Source organism: uncultured Microscilla sp., from assembly GCF_947493425.1.
GTDB lineage: Bacteria > Bacteroidota > Bacteroidia > Cytophagales > Microscillaceae > Microscilla.
This window is the reverse complement of record NZ_CANLRP010000183.1, coordinates 1-15,996: the sequence shown is the minus strand read 5'-3', so window position 1 is coordinate 15,996 and position 15,996 is coordinate 1. Positions and strand designations below refer to the sequence as shown.

At 39.3% G+C, this 15,996-nt stretch carries 11 protein-coding genes; 8 read left to right on the top strand and 3 right to left on the bottom strand.

What is annotated here, in order from left to right; genetic code table 11:
- Positions 1 to 441: 441 nt before the first annotated feature.
- The 4 genes from Q0954_RS28275 (at position 442) to Q0954_RS28260 (ending at position 6,137) form a co-directional block, all read left to right on the top strand.
- Positions 442 to 1,758, top strand: coding sequence for an ATP-binding protein (locus tag Q0954_RS28275; protein WP_299463323.1), 1,317 nt, complete (start codon positions 442 to 444; stop codon positions 1,756 to 1,758).
- Complete coding sequence (locus tag Q0954_RS28270; protein WP_299463320.1) at positions 1,755 to 2,579, top strand: response regulator; 825 nt, start codon at positions 1,755 to 1,757, stop codon at positions 2,577 to 2,579. The genes Q0954_RS28275 and Q0954_RS28270 overlap by 4 nt, the downstream gene beginning before the upstream one ends.
- A 112-nt stretch (positions 2,580 to 2,691) precedes the next feature.
- Positions 2,692 to 3,672, top strand: coding sequence for a hypothetical protein (locus Q0954_RS28265; RefSeq protein WP_299463317.1), 981 nt, complete (start codon positions 2,692 to 2,694; stop codon positions 3,670 to 3,672).
- A gap of 266 nt (positions 3,673 to 3,938) precedes the next feature.
- Positions 3,939 to 6,137 (top strand): 7TM diverse intracellular signaling domain-containing protein, encoded by a 2,199-nt coding sequence (locus Q0954_RS28260; protein ID WP_299463314.1) that lies wholly within the window; start codon positions 3,939 to 3,941, stop codon positions 6,135 to 6,137.
- 469 nt (positions 6,138 to 6,606) lie between these two features.
- Here Q0954_RS28260 and Q0954_RS28255 read toward each other — a convergent pair whose 3' ends face one another.
- A complete protein-coding gene (locus tag Q0954_RS28255; RefSeq protein WP_299463311.1) occupies positions 6,607 to 7,689 on the bottom strand; it encodes a PAS domain-containing sensor histidine kinase in 1,083 nt (360 codons plus the stop codon).
- A gap of 764 nt (positions 7,690 to 8,453) precedes the next feature.
- Here Q0954_RS28255 and lysS point away from each other — a divergent pair.
- The 3 genes from lysS (at position 8,454) to Q0954_RS28240 (ending at position 11,488) form a co-directional block, all read left to right on the top strand.
- A complete protein-coding gene (lysS, locus tag Q0954_RS28250; RefSeq protein ID WP_299463308.1) occupies positions 8,454 to 10,202 on the top strand; it encodes a lysine--tRNA ligase in 1,749 nt (582 codons plus the stop codon).
- A gap of 286 nt (positions 10,203 to 10,488) precedes the next feature.
- Complete coding sequence (locus Q0954_RS28245) at positions 10,489 to 10,731, top strand: hypothetical protein (RefSeq protein ID WP_299463305.1); 243 nt, start codon at positions 10,489 to 10,491, stop codon at positions 10,729 to 10,731.
- Between the two features lie 106 nt (positions 10,732 to 10,837).
- Positions 10,838 to 11,488 (top strand): hypothetical protein, encoded by a 651-nt coding sequence (locus tag Q0954_RS28240; RefSeq protein WP_299463302.1) that lies wholly within the window; start codon positions 10,838 to 10,840, stop codon positions 11,486 to 11,488.
- 933 nt (positions 11,489 to 12,421) lie between these two features.
- Here Q0954_RS28240 and Q0954_RS28235 read toward each other — a convergent pair.
- Together Q0954_RS28235 and Q0954_RS28230 are read right to left on the bottom strand one after the other, a co-directional pair.
- Positions 12,422 to 13,156, bottom strand: a complete 735-nt coding sequence (locus Q0954_RS28235) for a LytTR family DNA-binding domain-containing protein (RefSeq protein WP_299463299.1) — start codon at positions 13,154 to 13,156, stop codon at positions 12,422 to 12,424.
- Positions 13,149 to 15,353, bottom strand: coding sequence for a tetratricopeptide repeat protein (locus Q0954_RS28230; RefSeq protein WP_299463296.1), 2,205 nt, complete (start codon positions 15,351 to 15,353; stop codon positions 13,149 to 13,151). The genes Q0954_RS28235 and Q0954_RS28230 overlap by 8 nt, the downstream gene beginning before the upstream one ends.
- A gap of 227 nt (positions 15,354 to 15,580) precedes the next feature.
- On the opposite strand from Q0954_RS28230, the gene Q0954_RS28225 reads away from it, so the two are divergent.
- The gene (locus tag Q0954_RS28225) at positions 15,581 to 15,925 is read left to right on the top strand and encodes a hypothetical protein (protein ID WP_299463293.1); all 345 of its coding nucleotides are present in this window, start codon (positions 15,581 to 15,583) and stop codon (positions 15,923 to 15,925) included.
- Positions 15,926 to 15,996: the final 71 nt, after the last annotated feature.

The window sequence follows — 15,996 nt, the reverse complement described above, 5'->3', positions numbered from 1 at the left end:
TTAATAGAAAAATCACTTTATAATTATTAAATACCAGTTGTGGCTCCTAGTGGATATTGAGCGAGCTTGAGGGATGGTCGGCTAATAGCATCGCTATTCGGCTATTTTTTAACAATGTATAGCCTCAAAAGATGAGATTAAGAATGCGTATTTATTTTGGTACCATTCCTAAGAGTGAAATCTTCTTGGTGTAAATCAAGCATTTTTATACATTTCCTGTATTATTGTCTAAAAGTATCAGCCATTTTGATTTGTTACTTAGTCAAGTCAAGGTTAAATGTAAGGACATATTTTCGAAATAGTATTTTCCTTCTTTGTTGATAAAAAATCATTTAGCTCAGCGGAATTCAAAAAGCAAACAGTAGCGCCCTGAATTATTTTACTAAATCTTATCTCCAATTCAATGCTTGACTATTTGGTACCCAAAAGACCTCGTAATGTATGAAAGAGTATAGTATTCTTGTGATTGATGATCAATACAATAACTTAAAAACTATTACAGCCTATTTTGATGCCTCACTAGAGCCTTATGCCATTTTGGGAGCCACCAGCGGTATGATGGGGTATCGGCTGGCGCTTGACAAACGCCCTGACCTGATTATTATGGATTGGGAAATGCCAGAAATGAGTGGAATTGAGGCGGTAAAAAAACTAAAAGCATCACCTGTTACCAAAGACATTCCCATTATTATGGCTACTGGGGTAATGACTCACCCCGATGACCTGCGTACAGCACTGGAGGCGGGTGCCATTGACTATGTGCGTAAACCTATCGACAAAGTAGAGTTACTAGCCCGTACCCGTTCAGCCATTGCCTTGTCAGAATCTTATCAGCAAATCAAACTTTTGTCAGACTTCAAACAAGCAATGACCCACATGCTGGTGCATGATCTCAAGAATTCATTGGGGGTAGTGATGAATTTATCTGAAAAGCCTAAAGTGATAGAAGCCGGACGGCAAATGACTCATTTGGTCATGAACCTGTTAGATGTACAAAAGTTTGAAGATGCCAACATTGAAGTACAAAGTGTACCTTATCCGTTTGTACAGGTGTTGGCGCAGGCAGTGTCTCAGGTAGACTATTTGCGGATGCAAAAAAATATTGCCTTGGACTATGACAATCATTTAAAAGCCTTGGTGTTGATAGATGAAGGCTTGATTTTAAGGGTTTTGGTAAATTTATTACACAATGCCATTAAGTTTAGCCCTCAAAACAGCACCATCAACGTAAAGGCAGAAGCAGTAAAAAGCGAATGGCTTAAGGTACAAGTCTCAGATCAGGGAAAAGGCATAGCTGCTTCACATATTGAAAAGATATTTGATAAATACTATCAGGTAGAAGTAAAAAATCAAGAACAGATTCAATCAACAGGGTTGGGGCTTACTTTCTGCAAATTTGCGATAGAAGCTCATGGGGGCAAAATGGGGGTAGAGTCGCGAGAAGGAGAGGGCAGTACTTTTTGGCTTACTTTGCCTTTGTCTTTGGGGGCGTCCACTGCTCTTGTTGGTGGCACGCTGGAAACTGCCAGCCTGGAGAACGATATAATACTTACGGTAGATGACCAACGGACGTTGGCTGCTTTTCGGGCAGACATCATTGCGCTGAAGTTTTATGAGGCCTCCAAACTCAAACGTTTGTTAAATAATATTCCTGCTCATAGTGTCTCTGTTGAACGTTGGAAAGAAGCCATCCAACAATCTGTATTAAACTCAAATAAAACACAATTCGAGTACTTGAAAAGTTTATTAGTTGGATGAAAGAATATAGAGTTTTAGCCATTGATGATGAACAGTATAACTTAGATGTTTATTTACAACTGTTTGAAGGTAAAACTAACTATGAGTTGATGGTGGCAAACAATGGCACAATGGGATATGAAATCGCCATTGAGTTATTGCCCGACCTGATCATTACTGATTGGCAAATGCCTGATATTGATGGTATTACGCTTATTACGAAGTTTAAAGCTGAAAACAATACCCAAGACATTCCCATTATAGTGGCCACCGGAGCCATGACCTCCCCAAAAGACTTAAAAACAGCGTTGACTTCGGGTGCTATTGATTATGTACGCAAGCCCATAGATGAAGTAGAGCTAATTGCCAGGGTAAACGTGGCATTGCGTTTAGCAGATGCTTATGCAGAAGTCAAGCTTGCTAAAGAGCAACAACAAAGACAGTTGGCAACCCTTACCTTACAAAGTAACCACAAAGATAGGCTACTTACTCAAATTCAACAGAAACTTGAACAAGCTCCTATATCGGTCAAGCCTTTTCTGAAGCCCATTATTAAAGAAATTGGCAACGAGGTTCGGTTTGCTCAGGACTGGGACTCTTTTAAAATGCATTTTGAACAAGTGCATCCACAGTTTTTTGCCCGATTGCAAAGAAAATATGCCGAGCTTACACCCTACGAGCTGAAGTTTTGTGCTTATACTAAGATGAATTTGAGCACTAAAGAGATAGCCGACTTGCTCAACATTACTCCCCGGTCAACACAGGTAACTCGTGGGCGCATTAAAAAGAAAATGGGACTGGACAAAACGTGTGATTTCAGAGAATACTTTTTGAAATATTAATATTGTAAGAAGATGTAGAATATAAGAGCGAGAGGGTGTTTATACAAAGTTGTTGGGTTTTTATATACCTTTTCTATACTTTTGTTTTTGCGCTAAAAAATCTCCAATATATATGCTCGAATCTTTTAAAACCATTATAAGCCTCATTGCCTATGTGTCGCTTGGTTTTACTTTTATGGAAGTTTATTTGACCCTAAATAAACTTTGGAAGAGGAGACATGATCGAAAAGTAGCGGAGAGCATCTCGATTACAGGTAAGTTTATTGGTTTTTTTACCAGTTCGGTATTTGTGCTTAATTTTTCTTTTGCTTATCACTGGCAAGGTGCCATCAATGCTTCTTTTTGGGCTTTTGCGGCAGTTGTTCAGATATTTATCGGTGCTGGTTTGTGGGTAGTGGGTCAGCAAAAAACTGGTTTCTGGACCCTGGTCAAAAGGGCTTTGAAGCTAGAGCGAAAAGAAGCAGGTGATCTTGCTAAATCGTTTTTTAGACCATCGCAAGCCTATAAAGTAATAGAAATACTGAGCAAAGTGGCTATGATAGACGAGGTGCTCGACGATAGTGAAAAGGAGTTTATTCAGCAATTTGCCGAACTATGGGATATTCATTTCGACTGGGAAGAATTTACCAAAGAGAACGGGCAACATAGCCCTATTTCTTTTACCGAGTTGCGCAATGCTATGGTAGAGTATTTGCATACTTCGCCACCCACCGACCAAGTGTCTCAGTTGGGCGATGTATTGAACATGTTGGTGAGGATAGATGGGGTAGTGTCGGAAGAAGAAGAGCTGGTGTTGGAAGAGCTAATGGGGCTTATAAAACAATACGAAGACGAAGATCCCTCTACTGTGTTGTACAGCATAGCCATTGTGCCCCAAAGTGCTGAACAGGAGCAAGCCATACTACAAACAATGCCTACCTTACGCAAAAGCCAGGTGGCAGGTGGGCATGCATTTCTAATTGGCCCCTTTCACTCGCAAAAATATGCGCAGATTGTATGCAATAAATATCGCCTGTTGAGGTGTTTTAGCGTTGTTGTAGAGATGGAAGACAGCCTCGATCTTTCCCAAAGTACACTTCCTGATCATTCCTGAGTTTATTTCCTTTATAAACTACTTTGAATTTGTTACCTACATCGATGGAGGCCTACCTTTTGGTCAACAGATGACATACTTTTGCTGGGCATGTACCTTGAGTTTACTCATAGGGTGGTGGTTGGCATGTAAGAAATTTTGATTTTTAAGACACATTTTAAAGTTTCTATTTAGCTTTGCATTTCAAAGATGACTTCTGAGGGGGTTGAGTAAGGATAAAATAAGCATCAAAACAGTTGTAGGTTTTTTGATGTGGAGGTTATAGAATGCAAAATAAATGGTTTATTAAAGTATGGTTTGTGGCAAGTATGGTGTGGTTGCTGTTGCCAGAGAGCGTTGCCCAACCCAATTTGCCGGTAATTAAGCTATCAGGCACCAAGCCAAGCTATACCATAGGCAAACATACAGCTGTATTGGAAGACAAAACCAATCAGTTGAGCTTTGAACAGGTGCGGGCGTCTAAAGCCAGGTTTACATTGTCATCTGCCAAAAACCTTAACCTGGGGTTTTCTGATGCTACCTATTGGCTGAAATTTAGGGTAAAGAAAACGGATTCATTGTCTAATAGCTGGTTGATCAATCAAGACTACCCTTTGATTGACCAAGTGATATTGTATTATAAAGACGCCACGGGTAATTGGCAAAACAAACGCAATGGTGACATGTTGCCCTTATACGCCAAAACACTTCCATACCGTACCATTGTTTTTCCTTTAAACGGATTGGTTACCAACAAAACCTATACTTTTTATCTCAAAGTACGTTCTTCAGGCACTATTCAGTTGCCACTGTATATTCAAAAAATCGACTACTACCACCAGCAACAAGTACGCACCGAAATGTTTTACGGCATTTTTGTGGGCATTCTGTTCTTGATTACCATTACCAATGTATTTCTGGGCATTATCTTTAGGCAACGGGTATATTTTTTTTATGTACTTTATATTACCGGGTGCTTATTATTATACACGTCACTTAGTGGGCACACCTACCAGTATATTTGGGGCAACCTGCCTGAAATTAATAACCCCATGTTGATCATCTCTATGGGCATGTTTATCACTGGCTTGGCGTTTTTTGTCCAGGATTTTATTCGAATAAAAAATACTTTAATTAAAGTGACCCTCAAAACCTTGGCGTTGGTAGGGGTTTTACTTATGGTGATAGCCTTTGTTGTGCCTTATAATAAAATTGTACGTTGGGCTACCTTAGTGGCTTCGCTTACCTTGTTGGTTACCCTTACTGCAGGTATTTATGCCTTGGTGCGAAAACAAGCTTCAGCCCGGTATTTTGTGCTTGCTTTTGCTATTTATGCCTTGGGTGCATTGATGGTTGTTTTTAGGGCAATGGGACTATTACCCGTGAGTTTTTTTGCTACCCACGCCGTAGAAATAGCCAATGTCATAGAAATAGTACTTATCGCCTTTGCGTTGAGTGATCGTTATAGACGAGAACAAATACAAAATCAGAAAGCTAAAGCGCAGGCACAGCGAGAAGCCCTGTATGCGCAAAAACAAGCCCTATACATTCAGAAAGAGGCCAACGAAAACCTGGAAAGTAAAGTACAGGTGCGCACCAGCGAACTGGAATTAAAAAATGAAGAGTTGCTTAAGATAAGCGAAGAGCTGAGAGAAAATCTCGAAACCCTTAAAGCCACCCAAGAGCTGGTAAAATACAACGCCAATCTGGTGTCGCAGAAAAACCGCCGTATTCAAGATAGTATCAAGTCGGCATTGAGCATTCAACGCGCCATTTTGCTCAATAAAGAAGAGCGTACTCATATACTAGGAGAACATTACATTATATACCGACCCAAAGATGTGGTGTCGGGCGATTTTTACTGGATAAAACAAATAGGAAATAAGGTCATGTTGGCGGCAGTAGATTGTACTGGGCATGGAGTACCAGGAGCCTTTATGTCTTTGATTGGCTACAATGCCCTGGAGAAAATAATTGTGGGCAATCAAAATACCGACCCTGCCCAGGCATTGAACGAGCTCCACGAGGAAATTCGCAGCTTATTTGCCAAACAAAAGCATTTTACAAGCAGTGGAATGGACATCGTGTTGATAGCCTTGGAAAAACAGCCTACTGGCGATACTCAGTTGGTATTTGCCGGAGCCAAATCTGATGTATACTATATAGAGCCTCCTTACCGAAGTTTGCATCGCCTTAAGGGAGATAACTTATACATTGGAGACTTGAATAAAACTCAAAAAAAGTTTGCCAACCAAAGCTTAATTCTTAGAAAAGATAGCCTGGTGTACACCGGTTCAGATGGTTTACGTGATCAGAACAATGTAAATCGCAAAAGATTTGGAGGAGGGCGTTTACAGGTAGTGTTGCAAGAGCATGCCATGCTACCGCTGAACGAACAAAAACGAGCCCTTGAAGAAATACTAGACCAATACCAACGTGATACTACTCAAAGAGATGATATTCTGTGGATGGGAGTAAAGCTATAGTTGAGTTTTTAAGTGGCTGGAAGTTTACTTCAATAGTCCATAGCCCTGACAGGGGGGCAAGTCCTTAGATGCCGATGCATATCGGTGCGACAAGTCGCAAGTCCTTAGATACCGATGTATATCGGTGCTCAACGAAGATAATCAGTAATCAACTTTGACTAAAATCACTGAGGAGTATTGTTACTTAGTAAAACGTAAAAAATAAAGTACTCCAAAAGGACAAAATATTTGGTGGGAGGACGAGCGAAAAAATCTTTGCATATAAAGCTATGGAACTATTTTTTTGAGAAATACCCCTGCCAGAGATGCCGTTCTATGGATTAGGTTGTTTTTGTAGTTTATGTACCAAGACAAAATTAAATATACCTAATATGAAAGTATAACTATCATATTATGAGATAGTTATATTTACTTGTAGCTTATAGCTAATTGCACCGATATTCATCGGTATCTAAGGACTTGCTGCTACTTACTTAAAAAGTTTGATAATGAAACTTGTGCCCTCGTTTACCTTACTTTCTACCGATATTTCGCCCTTATGCTGATCTATGATGTTTTTGGTAATAGACATGCCTAAGCCAGTAGTTTTTTCACCGCTGGTACCTGCCCGCCGAGCTTTGGTAAACTTGTCAAACAAAAAAGGGATTTTATCGGTTGGAATGCCAATGCCTGAATCTTTGACACAAATAGTGGCGTAGTCAGAGGTATCGTTGAGTGTTACTGTTACTTGCCCATGGCGAGCGGTAAACTTAATGGCATTAGACAGCAGGTTGTTGACTGCCTGAATGATTTTGGTGGCATCTAACTTCATTTCACTGTCGTGTGCAGCATCTATAATCAAGTTCAATGATATATTTTTTTTGATGGCTTGTTGCTCAAACATGTGGCAAGACTCGGTCAATAGCTTGCTCAGCTTGGTTTCTGATAAGTTTAATTCACCTTTGCCTTCTTCAAGCGAATGGGTATCTAATAGGTCGGCCATCAGGTTATTGGCAAAGTTACAGCTTTCTTTGATTAACTGAATGTACTTGCTTAAGTCTTGATTGTTTAAACTATGGGTCTCCATTTCCAGCAATTGGGTAAGCCCCAAAATAGACTGAAGGGGGCTGCGTAAGTCATGCGATAACATGCGCAACATTTCATCTTTTGATTTGGTCAAAGATGTAAGGTCTTTTTCTACCGTTTTTTTGTAAGTAATATCTTCTATAATGCCCGCCTGACAATACAAATCACCTTGGGTGTTATACACAGGGAACGTTCTGACCCATACCCATTTTTCATTGTTTTTTGGGGTAATGATACGGTACTCTTCGTTTCTGCGAGTATCGCTCTTCATAAATTTATAATGATTTGTCTCTACCTGGGCTTTATCATCAGGGTGCACAAAGTTCAAAAACGAATCGGTTTGTTCATTCCAATCAACTTCTTCCACCTCCCATATTTTAAAAAATCCAGGACTGTAATAAATGGCTTCTTTGGTAGATACATCTCGTAAAAACAAACCTGCATCGATATGGTTTACAATATTTTCAATCAGGTGAGTTACTTCCATATTATCATCTTTTTATCTCTGTTGGGAGCGTAATTGGCAAAGACTACGGCAAATCCACCACTTTTACTAGTGACAGATAGAACTACAATAGTCCATAGTATTTAGTCGATAGTCCGTAGCTGATTCGAGTAAATATTCACCTTGTTAAATCCTGTAAACCAGCATTTTATATTAAGATTATTTACTCACTTTATTTTCAAAAGTGTGTCGGTTTTACGCCTGAACATCCAATTAAATAGCTTTTAAATTCATAAATAACTGATAACCAGCAACCAACTTTGACTAAAATCACTGCGGAGTATTGAGAACTAAAGAAGTCAGAAAAAAACAATAATCCTAGAGGAGAGGTGTTTTTTAGCAGTTACTTTTTTTGTTGCCAAACTAAAAATACCACTTTTGCTGGGGTTTGTTATCTGTGGTACAAGGCTTCTTACGCGAATTTAATTTATAAATTAGCCACAAAAAAAGGCATTTGATGAGAATATTTGTAACCTTGCCTTTGTTTATTTACTTTTGCAACCTCCATATAAAAAACAAGCTTTTTAGGGAGGGATCAAGAAATAAAGTACGCAGAGTTTAGATTGAAATTTTGAGTGAAGATGAGGCATTTTTTGAAGGAATAGCCATAGCTATTGCTGAAAAAAACTCCTAGTCCCGGTAACGAGATATTCACGGAAAATAGCATCTAAAAATGCGTATACTATTTCTTGTTTGCTCCCTTCATTGATTAATAGCTATTTATAATCTTAATTTTAATAAATTAAATGCAATTTAACATGAGACCTGAGCAGGAACGCGTGCGCATAGAGAAGCTGGAAGAGCTGCGCAAGTTAGGGATAAATCCTTATCCTGCCGATTTGTACGAAATCAATGCCTCCAGTGCTGACATCAAAACCGACTGCGATCATTTGGCCGCAGGTGATAAGGTAGAGGAAGGTAAGTACAAACAGGTTTCTGTAGCTGGGCGTTTGATGAGCCGTCGTATTCAGGGAAAAGCAGGGTTTGCTGAGCTACAAGATTCACAAGGACGTGTACAGATTTATATGAACCGCGATGAGATTTGTCCGGGAGAAGATAAGTCTTACTACAACAATGTATATAAAAAACTAGTTGACCTGGGTGATATTCTTGGTGTCAAAGGCTACGTTTTTAAAACTCAAACGGGTGAATTGAGCATTTGGGTCACTGAGTACACCTTACTTACCAAGGCAATCAAGCCATTGCCCCAGCCCAAAACCGACGAGGATGGCAAAGTACACGATGCTTTTACCGACCCCGAATTGCGTTACCGTCAACGTTATGTAGACCTAGTGGTAAACCCACAAGTAAGAGATACTTTCATTAAGCGTACCAAGCTGGTGAATACCATGCGAGACTACCTGAATGATAAAGGGTATTTAGAAGTAGAAACACCTATACTACAGCCTTTGTACGGAGGAGCTGCCGCCCGACCATTTAAAACTCACCACAATACGTTGGACATGACATTGTACTTACGTATTGCCAACGAGTTGTACCTCAAAAGACTAATTGTGGGTGGCTTTGATGGAGTATACGAGTTTTCTAAGGACTTTCGTAACGAAGGCATGAGTCGTTTTCATAATCCGGAATTTACTCAAGTTGAGCTATACGTGGCTTACAAAGACTATGAGTGGATGATGAACCTGGTAGAAGAAATGGTAGAAAAAGTCGCCATTGCTTTGCACGGTACTACCGAAGTACAAGTAGGTGCCAATACCATCAATTTTCAACGTCCCTGGAAACGTTATACGATGTTCGAAGCTATTGAGCATTTTACGGGCATTGATATTTCTGAAATGAACGAAGATCAGTTGCGTGAAACGTGTAAAAAGCTGGATGTGGAGACTGACCCTTCTATGGGCAAAGGCAAGTTGATTGATGAGATTTTTGGCGAAAAATGCGAAGGCTCACTTATCCAGCCTACCTTTATTACCAACTACCCGGTAGAAATGTCGCCTTTGGCTAAAAGCCACCGCGATAAGCCTGGTTTGGTAGAGCGCTTTGAAGCTATAGCCAATGGAAAAGAAATTTGCAATGCTTTTTCTGAACTGAACGATCCCCTGGATCAACGCCAACGCTTCGAAGACCAGGTAAACCTGGGCAAACGAGGCGATGATGAAGCTATGACTCTTGACGAGGATTTCTTGCGTGCGCTTGAGTACGGAATGCCCCCTACAGCTGGTTTGGGTATTGGTATCGACCGTTTGTCTATGATTATGACCAACTCTTCTACTATTCAAGAAGTGTTGTTTTTCCCGCAGATGCGCCCCGAAAAGCAACCCGTTATTGCTACAGTAGACGATTATAAGTCGATAGGTGTGCGTGAAGAGCTAGTGCCTATTATTCAAAAATTAGGATACTTTGAAATAGAAAAACTAAAAGAAGCCAACGCTAACAAACTGCATCAGGAAGTGTGTGGAATGCGCAAAAAACTCAAACTGAATGATGTGAAAAACCCTTCTAAAGAAGAAGTAGCCGAGTGGTTGGCTTAAATTAAAAATAATAAAACCAATGCAAGAACCGATAACTTTACAAAGTGTCGGTTTTTGTTTTTGTAAGGGCCACTGTTTTGAGGGCTCAATTTTTTTGACTTGAACTTACGGCAAGACTTCGTTCTCAAATTTTCTTTTCTTGAGTTGCCAATAACACTGCTTTTTACGGTTTTGGTTCAAACCTACACGAATATAAACCCATCTCTTACGGATATATATTGCCTGTTTACAACCATTGCTTTTGTACCTACCTTTGAGAAAAATATCCACAATAGATTTAATTTTTATGGAATACATCAAGGCACAAATCGGGCGATTTGGAGGAATACTGGCATTGTTTGGGGTTGCTTCATCTATACTATCTATTTTTGGTTACAACCTTAAACTACTCATGTGGGTAGATCTTTGGGGCAATACAATGGGGTGGTTGCTCCGGATAGGGTTTATTGTTGTGGGAGTAGCATTATTCTTTGTTTTTGGCAAAAGTGAAGGCGACGAAGAAGAGCAAACCAAAACCGTCAGTAACTAATTCCCAAGTGATCAATTTTTATGCATGCCCAATAGGGCAATCAGGCTATTTCGAAAACTGTGTTGTATGACAGCGTACAACCGTTATTATTTCTTATTACATTATTATGAACAATAAAGCTTATAAAAGTATGTGGTTTGCCACAGTGTTGGCAGTATTTACCTTATTTTTGTCTTCTTGCGAAGGCGGAAATCCTTTGACAGGTGGTGGTGCGCCAGACATGGCGTTGAACAATGGCGAACACTTGAACGAGTTGAAGAAACTCTTAGAGAGTAAGTTTGGAGCTGATAAAGTGGTATATGAACTATCTCTACGGTCAGAAAATCACTTGACCAGCGAATTTGGTAGCGCAATGATTAGTTACCTTGACAAAGGGGTAGATTACTCGCAAAGTTATTTGGTAGCATTGGGCGAAGGTCAAGAGTTGCAGGCTCCTAAAATGGCATCTAAAAATTTTCAGAAAAAATTCTTCTTAAAAAACAAGCAAGGCAAAGTAAAGTTGAAAGAATTAGACTTTGACCTGATACTGACCAAGTATGACGAAGCCATAGGAATGATTCCGGCAGAGTTTGAAAACTTTGAGCTGGTGCAGTGGAATTTTAGGGTAAATAATCAAAATAAAGTAGCAGCAAATTTTAAAATAGAAGGTACCAAAAAAGGAGAAAAAAGTACCCGTCAAGGACGGCAAAGGGTGACCAACTATTATGAGTTTTCTTTTAAAATGAATGAAAAAGAAGACCTCAAAATAGCCAACTAGTACCTTAAACATTAAGTAAATGCGCTATTATTTGGGATGAGTTTTGTTTTCTGACGAACTTCAAAAATCGCGCAGAGCCTTAGCTACGCAAGTTTTTTTAAGTAAAGTCAGTGGGCAAAAATCGCCGAAATAATGGGTTAGGTATTTAGTATTTAAGGTACTAGCCTAATTCTACTGCAAAACCTAACTAATGATTCTTAAATTCTTCGGAACTTTTTTAACGTGTGATATACTTTGAAAAGAACGTCCGAAAACATCAGAGATAAGGGATAAATGTGGGTGATCAACTTTTGAGAGAATTATTATTGGTTCAAGTATTTGAGTATGACTACTTTTTGCTTGAACCATTTTTTCTTTCTCATACATTCAAAACCGTACACTAATTTTTCATTACTAATGCTTGTGCAGAGTTTAATTTTATCAGTCTCAAAAGTGCTTGAAAAACAGCGCCTTTACTTTCCGCCTTAGTTTGTGGGCGTTAAGAAATTTGAGAAATGAAGCCGTAAAAACAGATCACTGTTTGAGCCGCAGGCGAGTTTGAGCTGTTTCGGCGTAATGAAACAAATTTTAGCCAGGCAAACTACAGCGGTGGCTTTTTTTGGTTCGTTTTTTTAGCTAAAGAAAAAAATGAACGGATGCCTGAGGAAAACGAAACCAGGTTTTATTCTACAACTCAGCAGATTAGCAGCTATTGTTATGCTGTAAAACTATCAAAAAAATCAAGACTTATCTGATATAAAAAAGTGTACGGTTTCAAATCTCATACACCTTTAGGGAGCAATTAAAAAATAGGATACCTGTTCTTTGCTAACTATTTTATTCTGAGATGCGGCACTTTTTAAAGTCATAGCCATAGCTATGGCAAATTTTTTTTAACGAAGCATGTCCAAAAAAGATGAGGTTAAGAATGCGTATTTATTTTGACACCGTTCCTTAATGAATACCTGCTTTGAGCAATAGCGCCACAAAGCTTTCTTTTTTACGGCTTGATACAGGAATTGCCTCCCCGTTGCGTAAAATCACATAGCCGTTTTTGTCGTATTTGTCTATGTAATTGAGGTTAACACAATAAGACTGATGTGTGCGCACAAAAGTAGCTGAGGGTAGTTGCTCTTCATAGTCTTTCAGCGATTTGGAAGCCACAAAAGATTTGCCATCTGCCAAATAAAAAGTAGTATAGCCTTTGTCTGATTTACAAAACATAAGCGTTTTCAAATCTATAATCTGTAGGCTGTCTTGCAGCCGAAGCACCAACTTGTTTTTGTCGTCATTCCATTGTTTGAGGTTGGTTTCAGGGGTGTTTTTTCGGGAAAGGCTCACCAAAGCCTTGTCGATAGCGGTTTCCAGTTCATCCAAATCTACCGGCTTTAGTATATAGTCAATAGCGCCTTGTTTCAATGCCTGCAGTGCATATTTTTCGTAAGCAGTAGTAAAGATCACCCTATGCGCCAACTGCGAAGTTTTTTCTAAAAACTCAAAAGCGTTGCCATCTGCCAGGTTAATGTCCAGAAAAACCAAATCTGGTTTACAGGCCTTACTTACCGTAATGGCTTCTTGCACCGACGCGCACTCCCCAATAATAGTGAGCCCCTTATCTAGCATCTCAATCATACTAATTAGTCCCTTGCGGATATACTCTTCATCTTCTATAATAAGTGTTTTAATCATCCTTCTTTATTTTATAGGGTAATACCAGTGTCACAATAGTTCCTTTTTCGTTAAAATTAGCCCGGTTTTGAATGTCAATGGCTGTTTTTACTTTAAACTCTTTTGAGAATATTTTGAGGCGTTCGGTGGTAATGGCAGTGGCAAGCGATTTTTTTGTCTCATTTTTTTGTAGCATTTCTTCACCAATGCCCACCCCATTGTCTACTACTGCACACGTAAGCTTTTGGTTGGCAAACGCTATGTTTACCTGAATTCTCTTATCTTCTTTTTTGTCTGTAAAACCGTGCTCAATGGCATTTTCTACAAAAGGTTGAATCATCATAGGCGGAATCAATATATCTTGCGGGTTAATATGTGCCTCCAGATCAATGCTATAGTCATAGGGTTGGCTTGCGCCCAAATTTTGTACAATCAAATAGTTTTCAACGGCTTTTAGTTCATTGTCCAGTGGTACAATTTTATCGCGGGAGTTTTCCAGCACAATGCGCAACAACCTCGAAAACTTAGACAAATAAGTAATGGCTTTCTTATATTCTTTGTTGAGTATAATGCCTTGCAATATCGACAAGGAGTTGAATATAAAATGAGGGGTCATTTGCGAACGCAACAGTTTTTGCTCTACCTGGGCACGTGTGCGCTCCGACTTTGCCGCTTTCCAGATCAACCATACAATGACTACCCCGGCACATATCAAAAACACCAAAAAGCCAATGATGGCCTGTAGGGTTTGTTTTTGCGATTGAGCCAGGTTTAGATTTGCCGTTTCTACTTTTTTTGCCAATTTTAGCTCTCTTTGGCTTGCCAAAGCCAATTCCTTTTGGTATTTGTATTGGGACTCTAGCTGGGTAATCTTTTGAATTTTCTTTTTATTAAAAATCTCATCGTATAACTTTTTGTAAGCTACATGGTTTTCATAAGCATTTTGGTATTGTCCCAGGGCACTATATATCTCTGCCAAGGCATTATGCACCTCCTTTTGTTGGGTTTTTATTTGGTGATCATCTGCTATTTTTTTTGCTGTAAGTGCCTTATCCAATGCTTGTGGGTACTCTTTCTTGTAAACATGCACATCGCTTAGCCCCAAATATGATAGGCTGATCCCTTTTTGGTCGCCAATTTTTTGCTTAATAGCCAATCCCCTTTCGTAATATTGGTAAGCCAGGGCTGGTTTGTCGATGGTAAGCATAATATCGGCAATGTTGGTCAGGCATTGAGACGATAAGTGTTGGTTACCGATTTGTTTGCTGAGTTTTAAAGATTTTTCCAGGTATTCTACCGCCTTTTGATTATCTCCTTTCTTTTTATAAATCAACCCCATGTTATTCAGGCATTTGGCAACATTGCGTTTGTCTTTAAGTTGTTTGCCCAAACTCAATGATTGCTCGTAGTATTGCAACGCCTTGTCGTACTCTCGCTGTTTTTTGTAAATGATGCCTAAGTTGTTGAGGCACTTTGATATACCTGGCTTGTACTTCAGTTCCCGGTAAGTTGCCAAGGCTTTGTGGTAACACTCGGCAGCTTGAGGGTAGTTGCCCTGGTCATCGTAAGCTGTACCCATGTTGTTATAGCAACCTGCTATGCCCTTTGTATCATCAAGTTTGCGGTATACTTCTAGCGCTTCTACATAAGTTTGGATAGCTTTTTCATATTTACTTAGGTCGGCATAAGCACTGGCAAGCCCATTGAGCGCCGTCGAAAGTGTTTGTTGATCGTTTATTTTAGTGGCCAAAGCACGCGATTTTTCAAAATACTTTTGGGCAGTCTTGTAGTCACTTTGAAAGTAGTGTGTTAACCCTATAGAATACCAGGCAAGCCCCACATTTCTTTGGTCGCCTATTTGGTCAAATGCTTGACGCGATTTCTTAAAATATTCAACGGATTTAGAAAATTCTGACCTTTGGGCGTGTAGGCGCCCCAGTATATTTAGGCTATAAGCCTTGCCTTTGGTAAATTTAAGTTGTTGGGCAAGTTCTTGGGCTTTTGCTACATACTGGGCAGCTTCATCTGCTTTTCTGATCCTTAATTGAGCCCTTGCCAATGCATTCAAAATATTTACCTTGGTAGTATCAGCCGCTGGGTGTTTTTGCAATACTTGTTGCAGACTGTCTATGGCTAATTTAGACTTTTGCCCCCAGGCAAAAAAAGGAAGTGCCCAGATAAGCAAGGGTGTGAGTAGTTTCAAAAAGTGATTTGTCATTCAGTAAATGGGTTATAAAATAAATTATCTTAGGGTGATATTCCTGTAGCATCATTGGGCAATTAATTGTATTGAACAATGGCAGGTAGAACAGGTTTTGTTATGAAAGAAGGAAAGGGATAGGAGTTTGGGCAAAAATAACGAAATTAAGCTGCAAATCATACCCTTGGTAAGGCTTTGTCTAAGGCATAAGAAAATGTGTTTTACAAACTATATTGAAACAAACAATGAAAAAAGTAAGAGTAGCCCATTGGCTTAGACATTTAATAATACCTTTATCAGGTTTGTTGGCAATAGATACGTTTGTTTGGGTAGCTGTTGCCCATACCACACAGGACAACCCGGTAGAGTATCTAATGCTCTTTAGTTTAATTGGGGTGAGTTTTATATACTTGGCGGCTTTATTAGAGCCTATGGTGATAGAGTTTGACACTCAAAAGATTTGTTTGTCCAACTCCCTGGCATTTTGGCGTAAGCCCAAACACATTGCCTACAGACAAGTTAAGCGTGCCAGGTTATCAAGTAACTCTATGGTGTCAGGCAATTTTATTTACTTATACCTAAACCAATAGTCCATAGTATTTAGTCGATAGATACTATCTTAAAATTCAAGTTTTTTAATATAAATATTTCAATATTTTGA